The organism is Atopobium sp. oral taxon 810 str. F0209 (assembly GCF_000466405.1).
Lineage (GTDB): Bacteria > Actinomycetota > Coriobacteriia > Coriobacteriales > Atopobiaceae > Olegusella.
Window position 1 is genome coordinate 42,886 of sequence record NZ_KE952967.1, and the last position, 18,291, is coordinate 61,176.

The 18,291-nt window shown below is 51.1% G+C and carries 23 protein-coding genes and 1 pseudogene; 9 read left to right on the forward strand and 15 right to left on the reverse strand.

Annotated elements, in window-relative coordinates; translation table 11 throughout:
* Nucleotides 1-194 precede the first annotated feature (194 nt).
* A complete protein-coding gene (locus HMPREF9069_RS09120; protein WP_084170381.1) occupies nucleotides 195-854 on the reverse strand; it encodes a DUF3825 domain-containing protein in 660 nt (219 codons plus the stop codon).
* Between the two features lie 21 nt (nucleotides 855-875).
* Complete coding sequence (locus tag HMPREF9069_RS09325) at nucleotides 876-1,046, reverse strand: hypothetical protein (protein WP_021626790.1); 171 nt, start codon at nucleotides 1,044-1,046, stop codon at nucleotides 876-878.
* A gap of 135 nt (nucleotides 1,047-1,181) precedes the next feature.
* Between HMPREF9069_RS09325 and HMPREF9069_RS09815 the strand changes: the two are divergent.
* Nucleotides 1,182-1,235: pseudogene (locus tag HMPREF9069_RS09815) on the forward strand (hypothetical protein); the annotation flags it as partial.
* 34 nt (nucleotides 1,236-1,269) lie between these two features.
* Nucleotides 1,270-1,506, forward strand: a complete 237-nt coding sequence (locus HMPREF9069_RS09680; RefSeq protein WP_232204068.1) for a hypothetical protein — start codon at nucleotides 1,270-1,272, stop codon at nucleotides 1,504-1,506.
* A gap of 227 nt (nucleotides 1,507-1,733) precedes the next feature.
* On the opposite strand, the gene HMPREF9069_RS08140 is transcribed toward HMPREF9069_RS09680, so the two are convergent.
* The 5 genes from HMPREF9069_RS08140 to HMPREF9069_RS08160 all read right to left on the reverse strand — a co-directional run bounded on the left by HMPREF9069_RS08140 (nucleotide 1,734) and on the right by HMPREF9069_RS08160 (nucleotide 5,020).
* A complete protein-coding gene (locus HMPREF9069_RS08140; protein ID WP_021626792.1) occupies nucleotides 1,734-2,129 on the reverse strand; it encodes a cupin domain-containing protein in 396 nt (131 codons plus the stop codon).
* A 77-nt stretch (nucleotides 2,130-2,206) separates the two neighbouring features.
* A complete protein-coding gene (locus HMPREF9069_RS08145) occupies nucleotides 2,207-3,079 on the reverse strand; it encodes a PTS system mannose/fructose/sorbose family transporter subunit IID (protein WP_035438931.1) in 873 nt (290 codons plus the stop codon).
* Nucleotides 3,080-3,092: 13 nt separating this feature from the next.
* A complete protein-coding gene (locus HMPREF9069_RS08150; RefSeq protein WP_021626794.1) occupies nucleotides 3,093-3,932 on the reverse strand; it encodes a PTS mannose/fructose/sorbose/N-acetylgalactosamine transporter subunit IIC in 840 nt (279 codons plus the stop codon).
* Between the two features lie 12 nt (nucleotides 3,933-3,944).
* Complete coding sequence (locus tag HMPREF9069_RS08155) at nucleotides 3,945-4,475, reverse strand: PTS sugar transporter subunit IIB (protein ID WP_021626795.1); 531 nt, start codon at nucleotides 4,473-4,475, stop codon at nucleotides 3,945-3,947.
* Nucleotides 4,476-4,543: 68 nt separating this feature from the next.
* Complete coding sequence (locus tag HMPREF9069_RS08160) at nucleotides 4,544-5,020, reverse strand: PTS sugar transporter subunit IIA (RefSeq protein ID WP_051317832.1); 477 nt, start codon at nucleotides 5,018-5,020, stop codon at nucleotides 4,544-4,546.
* A 560-nt stretch (nucleotides 5,021-5,580) separates the two neighbouring features.
* Between HMPREF9069_RS08160 and HMPREF9069_RS08170 the strand changes: the two genes are divergently transcribed.
* Nucleotides 5,581-6,324, forward strand: a complete 744-nt coding sequence (locus HMPREF9069_RS08170) for a GntR family transcriptional regulator (protein ID WP_021626798.1) — start codon at nucleotides 5,581-5,583, stop codon at nucleotides 6,322-6,324.
* 154 nt (nucleotides 6,325-6,478) lie between these two features.
* On the opposite strand, the gene HMPREF9069_RS09820 is transcribed toward HMPREF9069_RS08170, so the two are convergent.
* From HMPREF9069_RS09820 to HMPREF9069_RS09830, 4 genes are all read right to left on the reverse strand, one after another.
* Nucleotides 6,479-6,808 (reverse strand): transposase, encoded by a 330-nt coding sequence (locus tag HMPREF9069_RS09820; protein WP_353640734.1) that lies wholly within the window; start codon nucleotides 6,806-6,808, stop codon nucleotides 6,479-6,481.
* On the reverse strand, nucleotides 6,718-7,098 hold the full coding sequence (locus tag HMPREF9069_RS09825) for a transposase (RefSeq protein WP_084170385.1): 381 nt from the start codon (nucleotides 7,096-7,098) through the stop codon (nucleotides 6,718-6,720). The genes HMPREF9069_RS09820 and HMPREF9069_RS09825 overlap by 91 nt, the downstream gene beginning before the upstream one ends.
* Nucleotides 7,099-7,783: 685 nt before the next feature.
* Complete coding sequence (locus HMPREF9069_RS08180; protein ID WP_051317833.1) at nucleotides 7,784-10,786, reverse strand: TOTE conflict system archaeo-eukaryotic primase domain-containing protein; 3,003 nt, start codon at nucleotides 10,784-10,786, stop codon at nucleotides 7,784-7,786.
* Nucleotides 10,786-10,905, reverse strand: coding sequence for a nucleotidyl transferase AbiEii/AbiGii toxin family protein (locus HMPREF9069_RS09830; protein ID WP_156894197.1), 120 nt, complete (start codon nucleotides 10,903-10,905; stop codon nucleotides 10,786-10,788). Before HMPREF9069_RS09830 ends, HMPREF9069_RS08180 begins: the two co-directional genes overlap by 1 nt.
* A 584-nt stretch (nucleotides 10,906-11,489) precedes the next feature.
* Here HMPREF9069_RS09830 and HMPREF9069_RS08190 point away from each other — a divergent pair.
* Together HMPREF9069_RS08190 and HMPREF9069_RS09835 are read left to right on the forward strand one after the other, a co-directional pair.
* Nucleotides 11,490-11,795, forward strand: coding sequence for a type II toxin-antitoxin system RelB/DinJ family antitoxin (locus HMPREF9069_RS08190; RefSeq protein WP_021626804.1), 306 nt, complete (start codon nucleotides 11,490-11,492; stop codon nucleotides 11,793-11,795).
* A complete protein-coding gene (locus HMPREF9069_RS09835; RefSeq protein WP_021626805.1) occupies nucleotides 11,761-12,054 on the forward strand; it encodes a type II toxin-antitoxin system YafQ family toxin in 294 nt (97 codons plus the stop codon). Before HMPREF9069_RS08190 ends, HMPREF9069_RS09835 begins: the two co-directional genes overlap by 35 nt.
* Before the next feature lie 230 nt (nucleotides 12,055-12,284).
* Here HMPREF9069_RS09835 and HMPREF9069_RS09840 read toward each other — a convergent pair whose 3' ends face one another.
* The 3 genes from HMPREF9069_RS09840 to HMPREF9069_RS08205 all read right to left on the reverse strand — a co-directional run bounded on the left by HMPREF9069_RS09840 (nucleotide 12,285) and on the right by HMPREF9069_RS08205 (nucleotide 13,865).
* Complete coding sequence (locus HMPREF9069_RS09840; protein ID WP_035438935.1) at nucleotides 12,285-12,485, reverse strand: hypothetical protein; 201 nt, start codon at nucleotides 12,483-12,485, stop codon at nucleotides 12,285-12,287.
* Nucleotides 12,482-12,625 (reverse strand): hypothetical protein, encoded by a 144-nt coding sequence (locus tag HMPREF9069_RS09340; RefSeq protein WP_021626807.1) that lies wholly within the window; start codon nucleotides 12,623-12,625, stop codon nucleotides 12,482-12,484. Before HMPREF9069_RS09340 ends, HMPREF9069_RS09840 begins: the two co-directional genes overlap by 4 nt.
* Nucleotides 12,626-13,259: 634 nt before the next feature.
* On the reverse strand, nucleotides 13,260-13,865 hold the full coding sequence (locus HMPREF9069_RS08205; RefSeq protein ID WP_156894198.1) for a hypothetical protein: 606 nt from the start codon (nucleotides 13,863-13,865) through the stop codon (nucleotides 13,260-13,262).
* A gap of 624 nt (nucleotides 13,866-14,489) precedes the next feature.
* Between HMPREF9069_RS08205 and HMPREF9069_RS08210 the strand changes: the two genes are divergently transcribed.
* The 4 genes from HMPREF9069_RS08210 to HMPREF9069_RS09845 all read left to right on the forward strand — a co-directional run bounded on the left by HMPREF9069_RS08210 (nucleotide 14,490) and on the right by HMPREF9069_RS09845 (nucleotide 17,334).
* Nucleotides 14,490-14,813 carry a type II toxin-antitoxin system Phd/YefM family antitoxin gene (locus tag HMPREF9069_RS08210; RefSeq protein ID WP_021626809.1) on the forward strand — a complete coding sequence of 108 codons (324 nt, stop codon included), beginning with the start codon at nucleotides 14,490-14,492 and terminating at the stop codon, nucleotides 14,811-14,813.
* A complete protein-coding gene (locus HMPREF9069_RS08215; protein WP_021626810.1) occupies nucleotides 14,810-15,142 on the forward strand; it encodes a type II toxin-antitoxin system RelE family toxin in 333 nt (110 codons plus the stop codon). The genes HMPREF9069_RS08210 and HMPREF9069_RS08215 overlap by 4 nt, the downstream gene beginning before the upstream one ends.
* A gap of 234 nt (nucleotides 15,143-15,376) precedes the next feature.
* Complete coding sequence (locus tag HMPREF9069_RS08220) at nucleotides 15,377-16,972, forward strand: AbiH family protein (protein WP_021626811.1); 1,596 nt, start codon at nucleotides 15,377-15,379, stop codon at nucleotides 16,970-16,972.
* A 245-nt stretch (nucleotides 16,973-17,217) separates the two neighbouring features.
* Entirely contained in the window at nucleotides 17,218-17,334 is a 117-nt protein-coding gene (locus tag HMPREF9069_RS09845) for an RNA-binding domain-containing protein (RefSeq protein WP_353640733.1), read from the forward strand.
* A 342-nt stretch (nucleotides 17,335-17,676) separates the two neighbouring features.
* Here the strand turns inward: HMPREF9069_RS09845 and HMPREF9069_RS09345 are convergent, their stop codons facing one another.
* The gene (locus HMPREF9069_RS09345) at nucleotides 17,677-17,919 is read right to left on the reverse strand and encodes a hypothetical protein (protein WP_156894199.1); all 243 of its coding nucleotides are present in this window, start codon (nucleotides 17,917-17,919) and stop codon (nucleotides 17,677-17,679) included.
* Nucleotides 17,920-18,291: the final 372 nt, after the last annotated feature.

Below are 18,291 nucleotides of genomic sequence, written 5' to 3' on the forward strand. Positions count from 1 at the left end.
AGCAAAATAAACTCAGAGTAGCGACAATCACCATAGCAAAATCACGTTTACGGGCGTTCTGTAACCGCTCAAGATGCTGAGACTCCCACGCTTCGCTAACGTAATAACTTCTCTAGCATCAGCTCCTGCCACTTAATCTGACTTCTCTTTATGTTTCAGCCAGACGCAGTTAATCCCTAAGGCTCACCGACATCTCATTCATCATTTTCTTCATCTACCAGAATTTTCAGCGAGGTATTCAACCAATCGCTGTCAGGGCGACATACTAGGCGCGCATTAGAGTACGCCATAGGCATAGTAAGTATGGTCTGCCCAATATAAGCACCTGACTCCGCAAGCTCCACTACTAGAGCAACATCGGGTCGGTCGTCATCAGACAAATCCAGCGGAAGCAGCAGACTCATAACATCGCGAGTGGGATACCAAGCGGGAACTGCAGTCTTGAAATTCCACCCAACACGTTTGCAGGCAACTTCGATGGCGTCATCCAAGCGATTCTTTAGGCGTCTACGAATGCAAATGTTACGCTCAACCAAATCACTAAGCTCGCCAAATGCTATTTCGCGCTCTTCCGGCAAATCGCTGCCAAACGCACGTGCAACCAGACCCAGTGCCTCAGCATCGCTCATAAGCTCTTCTTCTAGGAACTCTTGAGGCAGACGGTTGATGTTGTCCAAAAGGATATGGTCCGTATCTGGCGTAAGCGGCCTGTCGATATCAAAGAACAGATCTTCTTTGCATGTGATATAGCTGGCGCGCTCAGGTAATGGATTGAAAGTACTCACCAGCTGCTTACCCCAACCACGGCTGCCAGCCTTGCAGAATGCCTCGAATCGACATAATTTTGATCTTATCGATGAAGAGGTACTTCATCCCTAGACGTCAAGCAGTGTCTCGATGAGGGTTTCACGTTGTTCTAGGATATCCCCAGAGCGATATCTGTAACGGCCAAGTTCGAGATAGATGATGTGATCATCAGTAATACCTTCTATACATTCGTTAACCTCAGCGTCGACAATCTGATTGACAGGTTTCCGACACAGCACTAAGGGACATGTTGACCCACCAACATGTGGACTAACTTGGTCATGCTTCGGTTTTCGACTAAGGAGGTCCAGGAAGGAATGATCAGCATGTCACAAGTAGATTCTATACGACAGCTATGACGAAGGGGTGAGAGCATTACAGCAATTGCGGAGAAGGTTAACGTCACCAGAGATACCGTGTACAAGTACCTAAACAAGGACAACTTCTCCCCCCAAGATGTCCGTGAAAAAACGCAGAGTCTGCAAGATCGACCGGTATGCGGACATCATCCACGCTTGGCTCATCAAGGACCTCAAGGAATGGAAGAAACAGCGCCACACGGCACACAGAATCTGGGAGCGCCTAGTTAAGGAGATAGGCGCGAACATCTGCGAATCCTCCGTACGCGCCTTTGTCGCCAAGGAGCGCTCAAGGATAAAGGCCGAGCGCGATGCGATGGGATATATGGATCTGGAGTAGCCCGCTGGCGAGGCACAGGCTAACTTCTACATGAATCAGGTTCAGATTCAACATTCGCGACGCGATCCTCTTCCTCGTCGTGGTAGTCGGCAAGACCGACCAGAAGATGGTTGCCTACCTGGGCTCCTTGGAGTCTGATATTCTACCTCACGGCAGCCTGCACAATAAGGAGAGGGACAGGTCTCTAGAGACTAGTCCCTCTCACAGAAGTCATAGGGGTTTACCTGTCACTCGTCATCCCTAGGGTCGGACTCCTTGCCTGAATACTCGATGTCAAAGGGTCTGTTGGTGATAAACAGTACATCGACGTCCTCGTTGAGCGTAGCGCCATGGTACATGGTAGTACCGGGCTTCCACCAGATAAAGCTACCTGCTCCAAAGTTGCCCTGCTCGGTGCGCAAGATGCCACGTAGCACATACATCCCCTTAGCGCACTCATGCTTGTGAATCGCCACGGGATGACCCGCGGTGTAACGGACGAGCTTGACGATCATACCCGTCTCGGGGTCGTCCACGAGCATCAGCTCGTGGCGCACGCGCCCGCTCCTCTTACTCACGAGCTCGTAGTTGCTGAGATGGGTCTCGGCGGAGTTGAATATGATGACGTTGTCGTTGTTAACCATGATAACTACCTTACCTTTCCGTATTTTCTGAACGTCTTACTAAACACGGTTGCGCATACGATGCTGCTGCATGGTGGCTATGCCGCCCCGCCGAAGAGACCTGTGATACCCAAGACGAAGCCGATAAGTGCCAGGATGACGAGCACTTTAGTGGCGCTCATATTCTTGATCTTGAGCAGATACCAAGACAGTAACGTTACAGAAAGGGGCACAATACCGATGAGGATGGAATCAAGGGTGCTCTGGAGGCTGATAGTACCCTCACCGACGGCGATTTCGAGAGAGGAGGTTGCTGTCACGTAGTTGCAGGTCAGACAGCCGAGTACGATAGCACCCATAATGGTTGCGATGGAGATCACGCGGCTCAAGATGCCGGACTTCATCATGGACTCGACGCCCTGCTTGCCGGAGCGGTAACCTGTGAAAAACATAAAGTGCGAGATAGAGAGCATAGCCGTCATGATCAGTACAGCATAGAGCAGGGCACCGAAAGGGTTGCCACTCGAAACTACGGGCATGCAGATAGCCAGTAAGATGGGAGTGATAGTACCTTGCCAGAGTGTGTCACCAACACCGGCAAAGGGCCCCATGAGGCCTGTCTTGACAGAAGTGATGGCCTCGGGAGTCACCGCATCGTTCTTTGCACGCTCCTCCTCCATCGAGAGGGTAAGGCCAATGATGATACTGCCGAAATGAGGCTCGGTGTTAAAGAACTCGAGCTGGCGCTTCATGAACTCTATTTTCTTGGCCTTATTGTTAGGGTAAATCTTGTCAGGGATCTGCGAGTACGCGGTTAGCATCGCCGATGAGGTCAGGCGCTCGTAGTTGATGTTGCAGTTGAAGAAAGTGACCCACTTGAACCACGCCCAGTTGAGGTCATGCTTGGTCAGTGTCTGGGGCTCATTTGGAGCGGGAGTGACAGATGTTGCCTGCTCAATGTCTTCGCTCATTGCTGTGTCCTTCCTATTCGAAATCGTCATCAGAGTCGTCGGATGCCGTAGCCGCATCAATTGCGGACGCCGTCCTGCCCACCGCTACCTGCGAGGTCTCGGGGAACCTCGTCTCGAGGTTCACGTAGAAGAACGCGATAACAAAGCCGATAATTGCCACGGGCATAGCAGAGAGCCCCAGATAGGCGGTAATCACGAACCCAAGCACGAACCAGATAAGCGTGCCAGGGCGGTCTAGCGTGCGTAGGTTCATGGCGATGCCAAGTGCGGGGAGGATGCCACCAATAACCTCAAGCGTGTAGAGTGGGCGACCCTTCAGGGTCGCGATAATAGCAGCAACAGCGTCTACACCGAAGTAGCAACCAAGTGTCACAGGCACCACGCAGAGCACGAAACATATAACCTGGGGCGGGACGATGTGCAGGAAAACAGCCTTGCGCATATTCCCCTGTTCGGCAGCGCGATCGATGGCATGCACGACACCAACATTGGCGGTCATACGGATGACATTGATGATGGTGCCTACCAGCGAGATAGGCACGGAGATCGCAACGGCCTGCGCGGGATCGAGCCCGGCAGCAAGAGCCAGTGCCACTCCGAGGGTGCCAGCAAGACCTGGGTCGTTGGGCTGTGCGCCACCAGCAAAGATATACGCAATAAACGGCATCTGCACGGCTGCGCCGATAATGGCGCCCTGCACCGGGTCGCCCAACACGATGCCCACGAGCACGCCCGCGACAAGCGGTTTCTGGATCACCGACATGGCACCGAGGTTCATGAGCCACGGCGTGCCAACGAAGCCTAGGTAGTAGATAACACCAACAAGAAATGCCTGGAAGAGTGAGATGGTCATGGTTCCGTCCCCTTACTTCTCGAGTAGCTTGGCGACATCAATCTTGTTGTCGTCAGCCACAATTTGGATGGTAACCTTGCAACCTGCAGCGATCAGACTACGCAACGCATCGTATTCTTCCTCGGAGACAGCGATGTTCTGGTAGAGCGTCGTGCGGCCCGCGCGCATACCCACGCCGCCAATATTGAGTTCGGGGAACTCAACTCCCGCCTTATACATGCGCCAGATGGTCACTGGCGTCTTAGCCAGGATGATGAGCCTGTCCTGAGGCTTGAGGCCCTTCTTCATACGGTCGACGCCCTTCGCGACCGAAAAGATACCGAGTTTGACGTCTGCGGGGACGACGCCCTTGAGCACTGTACGCGTGAGTTCGTCCTGGGCTACTTCGTCATCGATCACCATGATCTTGTTTGCAGCGGTCGCCTTGACCCAAGATGTCATGACCTGACCGTGTATCAGTCGGTCATCGACACGTGTGAGCCTGACGTTCGCGAGGCCTGCTGCCTTTTCCATAATCTCCCCTTCCCTTCGTGTCTGTCTCATGTCCTGCAATGAGCTATGGAGCGATGCTGCGGGTTATCACGGGATGTCGCACACCCACGCCCGCCCCGTCAGACGAAGTCCTCGTCGTCCTCACCCTCACCAGTACGCTCCGCCGCCTCCTCCATACGAGCGCGGACATCCACCGTCGCTTGGGCTCCCGCCATCAAGAGCTGATGCTTAAGGTCTCCCAGCGAAACATCTTTGCTCATAACACACTCGAGAAGCATAGGCAGGTTCACGCCCGCGATGACCTCAATGTGCTTCTTGCCGAGAAGACGAGCAGCCGAGTTCGAGGGAGTGCCGCCGAATAGGTCAACAAACACCATCACGCCATCCCCCTCGTCTGCAACATCAATCGCCTCTGCAACGACATCACAGAAATCGAGTGGCTCCATACCTGCGCGCAGCTCTGCGGTCTGTACCCGACTCTCGTTACCAGCGAGAAGCTTTATAGCGCTCAAGAACCCGCTTGCCAGCTCACCGTGTGCTGCAACCACGATTCCAACCGACATGTAATCACCTCCTGCATAGTTTTCCTTGTTCATGTTGAGTCTCTCAGACTCAGCTGCTGGCGGTAACATATATCGTTATCCTTAATCAGGTTATTTAATCGCGCGCGAACGGTCGAAGTTTGTCTACAGATGGTACTATTTGCCTATTTTACAGCTTATTTGTTCTATACAAGTGTAGTCATGTCATATGGCATGACGGGATTTAAGGATGGGATATTTCAAAAACCCATCCTTACTTGACCATAATTTTATATATAGGTATGATGCATGTGGGGGACAGATTGCTGATGGAATTTCCTAGCCAGCCAAGTAGCACAATCATGATGGAATCAGGCGGAGGCGGAGGTAAGACATGGACGTTTACGAGCAAGATGGAATGGATGAAGCGGACCTTGGAGACGCACATAATGCCATAAGGAGCAACACAAGCTGCAATGCATTGGCTCTGCATCTGCTCGCATAGGCCGATAGCGACACTATAGACATTGTTGCTGGGCAATCTCACCTCTCGCTGAAAGATAATATATAGCGAGAGCCTGATCGTTTCTCAAGCGTACCACTGTGACAGATACAGAACTACAAAGGAGGCCAGCATGGCAAACGAAGATATCCGCGAGTCATCAGTGCCACTGCACGCCAAAATCTCAGATCGCATCAGGAATGCGATCTATATGGAGGAGTTGGAACGCGGCCAGAAGCTGCCCTCCGAATCGGAGATGATGACGCTTTATGGCACTAGCCGCGGTACTATTCAGCAGGCTCTCAGGACACTAGTTGATGAGGGACTTATAACTAAGGTGCGTGGCAAGGGTTCCTTCGTTGCAGGACCAGTGCTCTCCTATCCCACAGGCACCAGCCTTTTTTCCATGTCCGAGTCATTGCGCCTGCAGGGGGTACAGTTCAAGACCCAGGTTCTCGAGCAGCGCGTGGCTCCATGCACTCACTCAGTGGCAGAACACCTTCAAGCTCCCGTCGGGTCACCTTACCTCATACTACGTCGACTGCGCAGCACGACTGCTGGCGATCCTCTCATGCTTATGATGAGCCAAGTAAGCCTGACTGTCTGTCCTGGCTTGGACAAGGTGGACTTCACACAGGAGACCCTCTTCTCGGCGATGGAGCAAGCCTCACGGCGTAAAATTGCCTTCGCACGTCTGCAGTACGGAGCGCGTATTGCAGGCACAGAGAACGGAGCCCTACTCAGCTGCGATCCCAAGGCCCCCGTGCTCAACATCCTTCAAGTGGTCCATGTAACGGGTAACGTGCCGGTAGAGTGGGCAAACCTGTGGTTGCCAGCCAACAAATACGTTCTCTCGACGGTGCAGCCTAGGGCGTAAGGGAGCAGAGAAGGTAAGACAGCGTAAGCAGACGCGCAACCGCTCCGATGCAAAGCATGTCTCATTTAGGAAGCGAAATGACCCCCATATTCAGTTGGATCTTTTTTTGATTTCGAACCCGATGTGCAAAGTTTGAAACCCCAAGGCCAACAGGCTAACAGAGGTAGGATTTGACCTCATTTTTCAATAGTCGTTTCACTTTGTTGTAATGACGCCGAGAAAGTTTATACCGTTTAATAACGAGCCTTCGCAAGTTTGTGTAGGTTCCTAATCTAAACCTTCCTGCCGGGTAGTACGATCGACAGATCCAAGCATCTGAGCATGACCAGCGCAATGAGGTTATCGATATTCTGAACCCGCATACCATCCTCCGCGTGACCTTGATCTTGTTATTTATCGCCCCGACATGCGTGTTAGAGATTCCCAGCTCGACCGCTCTGAGAATCTCGTCTCTTCGTTTCCTGACGCTCCCCCTGTACGGCAGCCACCTCCAGTATCCTGCATCGCTGAGCCCACAACGTTCACGAGTCGAGACACCTCTCCGTGGTCTCGACGTCGGGGGGATTTGAACACGTCGCGGAAGTGCTTCTTGAGGTTGTATGTGCACCACAGCTCGGGGCTCTCACGCTGGATGACGGCGAGCGTTCTTACCTGCCTGTCGGTAAGGTCTTCGGGGTTCTTGAGCAGCGTGCGCCCGCTTCCCTTGATCACGTCGGCCCGCGCCTTGGTCTCAGATTCAGATCCACTGAGTCGCCGCATGGAGGACGCGCTCATGCTCAGGAAGGATGAAACGAATGAGTGAGATGACGGGAATGTCTGGGACCAGGAGCGGGTTCTGGCGAATGTTCCACGACTAAGACTGGTGCCTGACCGACAAGCTCTTCGAGGCGGTCTGGTCGTACGTCAGCAAAAACGACGTGCGTGTGGACTTCTTCGTTGCCGAGGACATGGCGGACGCATACAGGACTGAGAGGAAGAAGAAACGTATCCTGATCAAGATGAGCCTTTCGGAGGAAGGGCTCACGGCCAAGCAGAGCCTTACGGTCTAGCAACGCGTGACGGAAAGTCTCTACCCAGAGTCAGGCCAGCGGGAGAAAAAGGAAGTACTGGACGAACAATACGACGTTACGCTCACCCTGTCCAACCCTGTCACCTATAGACGGGGGTGAGTTGAGCATACGGTGCAACGAGCCGGTGTCAGTTACGCGCAATCGGACGGCTTGTAACCCCGTTTTCAAACCAAAGGTCAACTGCGCTAATCAGAATCCGCTTGCCGTCTTGCGTGGTACAATCTCAAAAACTTGCAATTTATACACTTTTTTAAGATCGGATTTTCGTGATACCACGTAACAAATACCTTGAGGAACTTAAGACGTTCTAGGACACCGACATCATAAAGGCTGTCATGGCATGCTTGTCAATGCCGTGGATTTCCTCTTAGGGAGGTAATTCACAGCGATTATGAAAACCGACTCACTCTTCCTGTTATTGAAGCTACTAGATCGTTAGCGACGGCAGAATCTGACATACGGAGAACCTGTTCGTCCTTGCGCGGAAAAGCGAGCGGTGCCATGCCCCCGTACCACACCGTTTGCCCATCGAGAATGACGAGGTTGGGGCAGCTGTCTAGGACTTGCACGTCAATACCCTGCTGAGTGAGCAGGTCGACTGCACGCTCTTCCCTCTCCGCCTTACGTGTGTTGTCCTGGTTTGACTTCTGCAAGAAGACAGATATACGCTTGCCTTGCTCCTTGACACGGACAAGAATCTTTAGCACGGACGCAAGCCGATTGAGATGGAGCTCTGAGCTTGCGATGAGAACCAACTTGACGCTGTCTTCTATATCAGCATCGAGTCGCTGCAAGAAACCCTCGCGACTTACAAGCTCGCCACGGACATCTTCACTTACAGGACTGCCAACCGTGTATCCGAGCCTGCCATACTCCTTCAAACGACGTCGGAACATTCGGTCAAGCATCCGAATCGACTCGTCAACGTAATCGTACACGACAACATCTGTCTTCCCTTCGCAATCACGCTGGATCCTCCCGACACACTGTGCCACTAATCCCTCAAACGCCATAGGTGCCGCGACAAACAAAGTGTCGAGTCGCTTCTCGTCAAACCCCTCACCAAGATAGCTCTCGGTGCCTACGAGCACGAACGGAGAGTCCAGACTGAAGGCTGCAAGCCTGTCCAGCTTCTCGCGTTTCTCCTTTGGGGTGCCTTCACCCGTGAGCAGCAAGGCCGGGCAGCCTCGCGCGGCGATAGACGCATGCAACGTTTCGGCATGCTCCACGCGCCGGGTCAATACGAGCGATGTGCGCCCATTCTCCCAAGAATCGACGACGTCGCCGACGATGAGAGCTGTCCGCACGTCATCCGAGCAGACACAGTCAACCGTCTTTACAAAGTCGCCCTCCACCCCCTTCTCGGAGCGAGTCTTGGTGAACCGAGGAAGAAGAAGCCGCGAGAAAGCTGTGTCTCGTAGCGCCGCCTTACATCTGACGGGACCAAGGAGCATATGCATGATTCCCTGGAGATCGTCGCTACGCTTAGGGGTCGCAGTCATTCCAAACAGACGACGCGAGCGAACAGCAGAGAGCACCTCCGTGTAGTTTGGTGCGGAAGCATGGTGGCATTCGTCGACGATAACCATGCCATATTGCCCGAGAAGATCACTCACGATACGCTCGCCTTTAACATCGCCTTTCTCGAACAGCGAGCCAACGAGCGCGATGTCGATTATGCCGCTTGGTTCCCTCCTGCCGCCTCCAACCTGGCCAATTACAGAGGTCTTCCTTCGACTCTTCCTTCCAGTTGGAGTCAGGAGGATAGGTGGTTCCTCATCAATGTCGAGGAACTCTGCCAACCGGTCGCGCCACTGAGCAAGTAGAGCGGCGGTTGGGACAATGACGAGTGTACTCACCTTGACTTGCGCAATAAGCCCTGCGGCAACCACCGTCTTTCCGAACCCAGTCTCCGCGACGATGATTCCGTCTTCGAACTTAGATATCTCATCGACAACGCGCGCTTGCTCGTCTCGAAGCGTTCCCTTGAAGGTGACCTTTATCTTGCGACCATCGCCTCGCTCATCTCTGGTCTTTATCTCGGTACCACAAGATTTAAGCAGAGACTCGACACCCTCCTCGCACGTGCGGGGAAGCCCGAGCCATTCTTTTGTCTCATATTCGAGGTGCAATATCCGAGGTGTCCCGTAGACCGACTGCCGCATTGCTTGCATCTTGTAGAACTGCGGATTTGCTATAGCAGCAAGCCGGCGCAAAGCGTCAAGCAGCGCCGTGGAAAGCCCTGCCTTCGAAACATAAATCCCGTTCGCCCTGACGATCTCAACCGAACTAGGTGCATCAGACGGTTTCAGCATCGTCTTCTGGCGGGGTTGCCACGGCAGTTTCTCGGAACTTGCATCCTTGGATCCCGATAATTGTCCCTCATCCAGCATAGCAAGCGTTCCCAAGACGTTCTTCCCGAGCTTCGCTATGGTTGCCTCAATATCCTCACCTGGCATCCTCCCTAAGTTCGAAAGATATGCCCATTGGTCGCTATATACTGCAAATGTTCCATCCACAAACATAGTATTGTCATTGCGCATTGCGTTCCCCTGGAATGGGAGCGCGATGAGGTTGCCGAAACCACCCTTGGGAACAACGTCTTGGTTGGGAAGCATGCGATCATAGGAATCGAAAGAGATACTCCCCGACTCCCTCATCGCCCACGTGAGAAGGGCAGCTCCCATCTTCCTTGCCTCGCCAGCATCCACGGGCTCCGTGAAGAAAATCCACGCATGCGCTCCGTCGCCCGAACGGGACCTCTCAACAGCAAGGGGAACGCCAGCGAATAAGCAGGCATTGTAATAGGAAGACACCGCCTTCTGCCAACCCTCTCCATCGAAGTCCACGACGAGAAAGTTTGTCATGTGGTCATCCACGAGAGGGTAGGATCCGATAACACCTCGGTTGGGGCGCTGATCGCCCTTCATGTGAGCAATGAGCAATCTGTCGGAGAGCGGGGTGAACGCGCGGCTTTCGCAATCCGCACAGCGTGCAAGCTTCCTATCCCTTTTGGGGCAGACACCACACTTCCAAAAGTTGGCACATGCGGGAGAGTACGCAATACCATCACGCTTTTTGTCGTGATAGCTCTCCGCATGGACATCGTCCCTGCCAGCAAATAGCAGGCGAAAAAGTGCGAGCTTATCCACCGTAGGGCTGGCAGACGATACAGCGCGACCCATTTGAAGAGCAGCACAGCTCGGAGGAAGCGAATACGTACCAATCCCCTGATCACCAACACGCCATTCATCCAAAGAGGCGTATCGGTTCACGCCATCCACATCGCTGCAGAGCACGATTGGGTCACCACCGGAAACGGACTCGAGAAGGCTGATGAAGTTGTACTCAAACGATCCTATGCGGGACGTGGGCTGCAGGTTACTAGACATCAGCACTCGACCCTTCCGCATACAGCAAAATCGAAATCGAGGGAGAATCGCCCTTCCTTACTGGCATACAGCTTGCGTATGGCGGTCCCTCCCTTGATGGCAGTGATCTCCTTGATCATAGAGGTTTATCAGAAGCAGGTCCTGCGTGAAAAGCCCGATGCAGTCTCCCGCAGTTCCGATAACAGTGCTGCGAGTTCCGACAATTACGATCGTAGTGCCGATAACCTGTCCACAACGGAACAAAAGGCGCTCTCATATATGGGGGGAACGGCATCAGTCAGGAGTTCTGAGGTAGCAAACCTGCTCGGGATGTCGCAGCGCAGCGCGCAGAAGCTGCTCAATCGCCTCGTCGACAAAGGGTTCGCAGTCTCTTTCGGAGCGAACAGGAACAGAAGATACTCGATTGCGAAGGGTTATCGGTAATGGTGGAACAGAATCCCGAGCGACTCATGAGCGAAGCATAATCCAACTCTCTTTTTCACATCACGTGGGAGAGACTATGCCCCAACCACAACATTGTTGCCATTCGCGAGACGATGGGGATTTAGGTAAACCAATTTGATTAGCAATACCGAGAAGGGAATGTTCCTCTTGTATTTGCTAACGTAAAAATCGACAGTTTGCAATGTATTGGCGTCCTAATTGCAAATTTTGCACTGACATTGTATACTATGTGTCATTACATTAGTGAATAGAGGGTACTATGACCACTTTGACCATGAGAATTGATGAGGATTTGAAGATCAGTGCTGCGGAAGTAGCTGAATACTATGGATTTGACCTATCCAGCATCACACGCGCTTTCTACAAGCAGATTGTAAGGGATCACGCCATCCCGCTTTCACTGGGCTACGGAGAGCCGAACGCGGAGTCACTGCGCGCCTTGGCTGAGACTCAGGAGATGATTGAGAACGAATCAGGTAAAGCATATACCTCTGGAGCCGACCTCCTAGCAGCGGCAATGCGTGCAAGCGATGCTCCAGATCAAGTACACTCCCGCATTTTCTAGGGATCTGAAGAAGAAGGCAGCGAAGCGCAAATGGAACTTGGACGAACTCGCGCACGTCATCGACCTCATCTGCGAGAACTCGCCGGAGTCGACTGTAGAGCTTAAGTCCAGGCACAGTATGCATGTCTTGGCTGGTCAGTGGCATGGCAGTCGTGAGTGTCACGTAGCAAACGCAGGTGACTGGCTACTGATCTGGGCGGTTGACGGCGATTATGCCTACCTGCAGAGAACGGGTTCGCACGACGAACTGTTCAGGTAGAAGATACTTTTTATTTGATTGACGTGATATTAGAAAACTTCTCTAGTCCAATCGTAATTTACTGACTAGCAGTAGCTACAACGAAGTGGTAGTCGAATGCATGCAATCTAGTTAGAACAACCATAGTTGTCGCTGTTCATATCGGAATCCGCTAATCTTTTGCTATTGAGAAAATCAGGCACATGTGCCCTTATTTCGATAAATAAGGAGTGGGAAGGAAGCCATGGAGATCAAGCGCGACAAGTAACCTCGACGACCTCGTGATGCACATGGGCAACGGCATGATAAAGGTCGTAACAGGCATCAGACGATGCGGGAAGAGCTACCTGCTGCTCAACCTCTTCGAGGATCACCTTCTCGCATCTGGAGTTGATGACGCCCATATTGTCGACTACTCCTTCTGATTTCAGTTCTTCGACAATGCACTTCATAGGCAGAACTTGCTATAGCGATGGACGCCAATAATGACCTTGACCATCCCGTCATCATGATAGAACCTACGGATCTTCTTTAGGTAATTCTCCCAAGGGAATGGACGCATGATAGTTCCAATCTTCATTGGAGCCATCATGGCAAAAACTCCTGTTTATGGAGGTATCTTTCGTTAAATATACGATTTATACCCCAATAACTAAAGAATTTCTTATTCCCACTCGATCGTAACAATCGCCCTATACGTGCTATTACACGTTGTATCGTACCACCCTGTCTGCTCATTGCCCTTAAATCCGAATCACCTTGTAATTACTTTGTTGATTGAGGGTGATTACAAAACTCATTTTTTCTAGTGAGATTTGCATACTTCTCGATTATTTCCCAGCGACTATTATTCCATCCATAAAGGAACTGTTGCAGGTAGTTTGCATTCCGTCAATACAATGGCATTCCACTCGGATCCTCTTGCAATCGTCTCGAGCAACCCATTCGCCCATCCGAGAGTAAAGTCAAAGCTTTGCTCGTCAGACGTTTCTGATGCCTATTCTGCGTAGCGCCCATCTCAATCAAACGCTTCTCGACAACGGAACAACATCTGCTTTCGTCGATAGAAACGCTTGGGGACAATGCCTTAAATCCTGATCTTTCAGAAATCAAGTTTGAGAGTCTTTCCCATCTAGATGATTTAGATCAAATGGATTTATAGCATTCTTCAAAACAATATTCCTACGCAAGAACGAAATATCCCAGCAGCCGTAATCGATAAACGATTATCGTCTGGTTACAACCCATTTGCCTTTTTCACGGTCAAAATGAGCGTCTATGGTTGTTATGTCATCATTTACTATCATCTCTAGATACTTCACCCAACATTCTAATTTGATGTGATAGAGTTGTTTGTTTGCACTTTTATCCGATGTGACGAAGAAACCTAAAACAGTTCCAGTTTCATCAACTTCGAAGGCTGGAATTACAAAAGAATGAATAATTTGATTGAGTATTCGCCTGCAGGGAACAGATAAAGCCGTCTCATTCTCGAAGTCATAGTAGTTGTGTTCTGGAAATCGACGAAGCAAAGGGCTAACATATTCGGGGTTTTCTAATTTGTTTGGAATACTACCAACGGGCATACAGTAGTCGTTTATTGAATCAGTAGTTTTTTTGGCATCTAATAAAAGTCTGGCAACAAATGCAGAATATATCAATGCTCGTTCGATGAAAAAATCGCTTCTGTCATCTTCGTCGTATTCAAAAGGCAATGCTGTTGAAGTAAGCTGGCCAATCAGGCTGTGCAATTCTTCTTTCCAAGGAATTGAGTCTAGAATCATTTCCCTTACTCGATTCTGTTGTTGGGGACAAGCACTGGGAGTTGACATCTGAACTCCGTTCCGCTCTTGGCCAGTTTGTCAGCAAACAGATAAATGTCCAATACTTATATTTTCTCTATAGAAAAAGGTCGGATACCCCCAGCTTCTAGAAGTCTCTCTATTCAGAAAGAGCAGCTGCATACTATCGTATAGTAAAGAATCCGTTGCACCTCTACAACGAGATGGCGCTGGTCAGGCTGCTCTTCGGCTTCTAGCTCGGAATGACCTTGTGACACAAGCCGACACTCTCGCTGATTGAGAATCTCGGCTTTTTTCTTTGCAGCGGGGTTCTAAATGGAACCAATCGTCGTCGCCATCATCACGGGGTTGTCACCCTCGTCGGGGTCATACCTTTCAATTCCAAGGGCAATTAATAATTGCTTAGAGCTTAAGACACTCCATGAGCATGACATCCCTCGCAGAAGGGCAGAGTGCCGCACCCTTTATAGCGTTATCGACGGCATTGTTCTGCGTGGCCTGCCTTCTCTACAACTGTCTACCCAGATCACGGTGCGCACGCTCTGGTTCGCAAATGAGACTGGGTTCGTTATTTGATTTTACACTGCTTGATTATACAGCGAATATACTGATATAATCTCAGCAGAAGGGAGCAAGAACGAAGGAGACAGCACCATGGCAAACGTCGCGAGCGCGATTAGAGACACCGTGCCCATATCGCTTTTCAACCGCGGCCTCGCCGGCAAGGTGTTCGACGAGGTCAGGAAGACCGGCGCGAAGGTGGTCATGAAGAACAACTTGGCGGAGTGCGTACTAATGCCACCCGAGGACTACGTCGCCATCATGGACGAGATCGATGACGCTCGCCTGCTTGCGATGGCTACGGAGCGCATGACGGCGGCAGATCCCAATTCCTTCATCAGTGGCGATGACCTCTGGGATGAAATGGGTGTCACCGACAATGACATCGCGGTCATGCCTGACGTGGAGTTCGAATGAATTGGTACGATAAGTACCTGCCCGAGGCCAGGGGGGACATCCACAAGCTCGACGGTAGCCAGCGCAAGCTAGTGCGCAAGGCAATTGAAAAGGTCAAGAAGAACCCGCTGCCCGCCGATGAGGGCGGCTATGGGAAGCCGTTAGGCCACAAGCAGGGAACCAACCTAACCAGCTTCCTGAAGGTGAAGCTGCGCGCCTCGGGTTTGCGCATAGTATACAAGCTGGAAAGGTCTGAGAGCAGCTTTCTAGTCGTGATCGTTGGTGTACGCGCTGACAAAGAAGTATACAAGGAAGCCCAGAGCAGAGTAAAGAAGCATGGGCTCCTTTAGGATTGAGCCGTAGAGGCAGGAGTTTACGATTCGCGTTGATGAGGTTGTACCGCATTATATAGATCAATTTGAATCTATCGAACTGAATGACCGTGCGACCAGATTTATGCGGAGCAACTTACTCAAGCCAAGATTCTGCGAGAAATGCTTGAGAGATATGGGTTTTTGACTTCCTGGGAAATCAACTACCTAATGGAAATGTTTCCGATTCTGCAATGACAATGGAAAGGTGGAATGTCTTTGGACGCCGAGATGTCCGATAGTGAATCGAACAGTTCGATACACATTGATAAACTTGATAATGGTGTTGGCGCAGATTATGGCAAGTTAGCGGGCGCTCTGGATACGAGTGGAATCAAGGCTGCCATCGATGCAAGCGGCCTGGCTGATTCGATCGCCTCGAAAGGATTGAAAGCAACCATTGATTCTGGTGCATTGGAAAAGGTTGCCAACATCAGCGGGATTGCAAAATCTATCGACACCGGGGCTCTTAAAGCAGCGAGCGAGGCTCTTGGTGGCGCTCATAGCGATATCGGAAAGCGTTTCTCTTCGGTTGTCGACGACGCCGCTTTCAAAGGGATTGACGCTGGTTCACTGACATCGAGGCTATCTGCAATGGATTACTCCATTCCCGACCTGAGCTATGCCGTATCGGGCGGCGTTGCAGACTGGCACCAACTCATCGTCATCGGTAACGGTTTTGACCTGCAATGTGGTTTGAGATCAAAGTTCGGCAACTTCTTCCAGCCACGCTTCGAGAAGATTAAGGGAATATCTGACTATAAGCGCGAAACCTGGAAACAGGTCATCACGGAATCTGGTCTTACGGTCTGGGATTTCATACTTGAGGCGAATCTCGATTCGCTCTGGTGCGACATTGAGGCTGTCATAGAGAGGTGGGTACTTTCAGCCAGCTTCGAAGACCGGACGCCTTCGCCCTTCAGGAAAGCGGTAGGGCATATAAAGCTCAACCCATTTACAGACGGTGTGTTTGTGCTAGTCAACGGACGCAGGAAGAGCGAGCAGGACGACGAAAGCTTCATGCTGGGCAACATTGCACGATACGCTTGGACCTTACGTCCTGAGATTGCGACAGAAGGATACAACCGCGACCACTTCATGAGGCTGTTGAAACACGACCTTTATCGTCTTGAGCGTGCATTTGGCGAGTATCTGTCCAGTGAAGTAGCTGACAACGAGGGCTACGCGGAGAAATGCAGTTGTCTCTACGGCCTCATCGAGAGAGACGGCAAGAAAAGCGGAGAGGGCTACCATTCGTCTACCTCTGTGCTGAGCTTCAACTACACCGAACAGATTTCCAAATGTTTTGATGGTGGCGAAGAGGGAGCTTGCGTAAACATCCATGGCAAACTCGGTGGTCAAATCATCTTCGGCATCGATGGCAAAGACTGCATGGACAACCCCGATGCAGTAGCATTCACAAAGACATTCCGCCTGATGCAAATAGGCGGATCTCGGACCGACAAGTTGATAAGCACCGCTAACAGCGCCAACCTACGAGATGCCACCGATGTCATCAAGTTCTATGGGCACTCGCTCGGCAAGGCTGACTACTCCTACTTTCAATCCATCTTTGATGGCGTTGACCTATATGAGAGCAAAACGGTTCTCGTCTTTTACTACCCGTACAGCAGAGCTGATGGTGCCGAGACACAGAACGAAAGGTGGCGCACCTGCCTTGCGAACTCAATCAACAATCTACTTGTCGATTATGGTGCCACCATGGACAATCAGGACCACGGGAAGAACCTGTTGCATAAGCTGCTGCTTGAGGGACGGCTGATTATCCGAGGCGTGGAGACAGCATGACGGAAGATATGCACAAGCTTACTCTGGGCGAGGTGACATGTAGAAACCTACCTGGCCATTTCTTGCATATGAATAGAAAGGCATACTCATATGGAATACCCTCTTTATAGCTTCACCGACGAACGTCTCAACTTGCAAACAATTGAGTTCGCGGACCTCGGCCAGCTTAAAGACATAGACGAGGGTTATGTCGTATAGAGTATAAGGAAGCCCTTGACAAGGCGGTCAAAGGCAAGTTTCCAAAGGTGATCTCTTCTTTCGCAAATGTTGGCGGAGGATGGATTTTCATTGGCGTCAAGAATGATCGCACCATCGTTTGTATCAATGCGCCGCGCACTAATTATGAACAGACGGCTAGGTAGATTGTTCATCACCGAATTCAGCTGGTGCCAAGGTTTGATTGTCGATTTGTCAAAAACCCTGATGATACTGGCAAAGGCGTTCTTGTCATCGAAGTGCAGGAGGGAGTGCAGCCATCTCATCTCGCAAATGGAAGCGTTTATGTGAGGACTGAGCCAAATGCGGACGAGTTCGCAGAGAAGACCGACAGCTACACGCTGATAGACTTGCAGCGGAAAGCGCGAGCTTTCAAAGATGAGCTGGATGAGTTCTGCCATCGTACCGTATATTTCCCGCCGCAAACTATAAGACCAGACGGGACGTTTCTCTATACTTTTCCCTTGTTCGACGTCTATCTCAAAAGGCTATACAGACGGAGGAACGACGCTGTTCCTTTCGACGATTTCGACAAAACTGTCGAAACGATGACCGAAGCGTTCGAGTCCATCTACAAGGAAAAGTGCTTTTGACAACGCGCCCATAACTCCTTGCTGTTCAGGCGCGTCATCAACAACTTTGTAGACGACTCTGTACCCATCATCGAACTTTTCTATGATGGGTCCATTAAAATTCGCATGCCTATTGCGATGTGGCAGGGCGGCGAGCATGAACATACACTTTTCTACCTCGTCTCGCTTAAGTCGATAAGGAACACGGAGCTCGTCCGAGTAATCGATGGCCTGACCTTTGCCGGAATTGTCATGCAATCATGCCAGGTCGTCGATACTTACCTTGATAAGATAGGCAGAAAAGCCAGTGATTATGCAATCACGACTGAATTTGAGAGCATACAAGGCATAATGATAGAATTTTCGCACTCAGGAGTTCGATGAGTACACCAAAGAATATGGTCTCCTCTTTGTTGGCACGATCGATGAGCGTTCGCGTCCCTGGATTGCTCATGATGATGAGGACAGCAAGCCATTTACTGTAAATAATTGGTCACCACAGCGTTCTACGAGAGCTTTGGTCTGCCCTTA

What these genes read in the sequence shown, in the direction of transcription:
- HMPREF9069_RS08150 (WP_021626794.1), bottom strand. Translation starts at nt 3,932, where the DNA reads ATGACCATCTCACTCTTCCAGGCATTTCTTGTTGGTGTTATCTACTAC.
- HMPREF9069_RS09825 (WP_084170385.1), bottom strand. Translation starts at nt 7,098, where the DNA reads ATGAGCGCGTCCTCCATGCGGCGACTCAGTGGATCTGAATCTGAGACC.
- HMPREF9069_RS08155 (WP_021626795.1), bottom strand. Translation starts at nt 4,475, where the DNA reads ATGAGACAGACACGAAGGGAAGGGGAGATTATGGAAAAGGCAGCAGGC.
- HMPREF9069_RS09340 (WP_021626807.1), bottom strand. Translation starts at nt 12,625, where the DNA reads ATGATGGCTCCAATGAAGATTGGAACTATCATGCGTCCATTCCCTTGG.
- HMPREF9069_RS08170 (WP_021626798.1), top strand. Translation starts at nt 5,581, where the DNA reads ATGGCAAACGAAGATATCCGCGAGTCATCAGTGCCACTGCACGCCAAA.
- HMPREF9069_RS08215 (WP_021626810.1), top strand. Translation starts at nt 14,810, where the DNA reads ATGAATTGGTACGATAAGTACCTGCCCGAGGCCAGGGGGGACATCCAC.
- HMPREF9069_RS08220 (WP_021626811.1), top strand. Translation starts at nt 15,377, where the DNA reads ATGTCTTTGGACGCCGAGATGTCCGATAGTGAATCGAACAGTTCGATA.
- HMPREF9069_RS08145 (WP_035438931.1), bottom strand. Translation starts at nt 3,079, where the DNA reads ATGAGCGAAGACATTGAGCAGGCAACATCTGTCACTCCCGCTCCAAAT.
- HMPREF9069_RS09830 (WP_156894197.1), bottom strand. Translation starts at nt 10,905, where the DNA reads ATGATCAAGGAGATCACTGCCATCAAGGGAGGGACCGCCATACGCAAG.
- HMPREF9069_RS08190 (WP_021626804.1), top strand. Translation starts at nt 11,490, where the DNA reads ATGACCACTTTGACCATGAGAATTGATGAGGATTTGAAGATCAGTGCT.
- HMPREF9069_RS08140 (WP_021626792.1), bottom strand. Translation starts at nt 2,129, where the DNA reads ATGGTTAACAACGACAACGTCATCATATTCAACTCCGCCGAGACCCAT.
- HMPREF9069_RS08180 (WP_051317833.1), bottom strand. Translation starts at nt 10,786, where the DNA reads ATGTCTAGTAACCTGCAGCCCACGTCCCGCATAGGATCGTTTGAGTAC.
- HMPREF9069_RS08160 (WP_051317832.1), bottom strand. Translation starts at nt 5,020, where the DNA reads ATGAACAAGGAAAACTATGCAGGAGGTGATTACATGTCGGTTGGAATC.
- HMPREF9069_RS09840 (WP_035438935.1), bottom strand. Translation starts at nt 12,485, where the DNA reads ATGAAGTGCATTGTCGAAGAACTGAAATCAGAAGGAGTAGTCGACAAT.
- HMPREF9069_RS08210 (WP_021626809.1), top strand. Translation starts at nt 14,490, where the DNA reads ATGGCAAACGTCGCGAGCGCGATTAGAGACACCGTGCCCATATCGCTT.
- HMPREF9069_RS09835 (WP_021626805.1), top strand. Translation starts at nt 11,761, where the DNA reads ATGCTCCAGATCAAGTACACTCCCGCATTTTCTAGGGATCTGAAGAAG.
- HMPREF9069_RS08205 (WP_156894198.1), bottom strand. Translation starts at nt 13,865, where the DNA reads ATGTCAACTCCCAGTGCTTGTCCCCAACAACAGAATCGAGTAAGGGAA.
- HMPREF9069_RS09345 (WP_156894199.1), bottom strand. Translation starts at nt 17,919, where the DNA reads ATGCTCGCCGCCCTGCCACATCGCAATAGGCATGCGAATTTTAATGGA.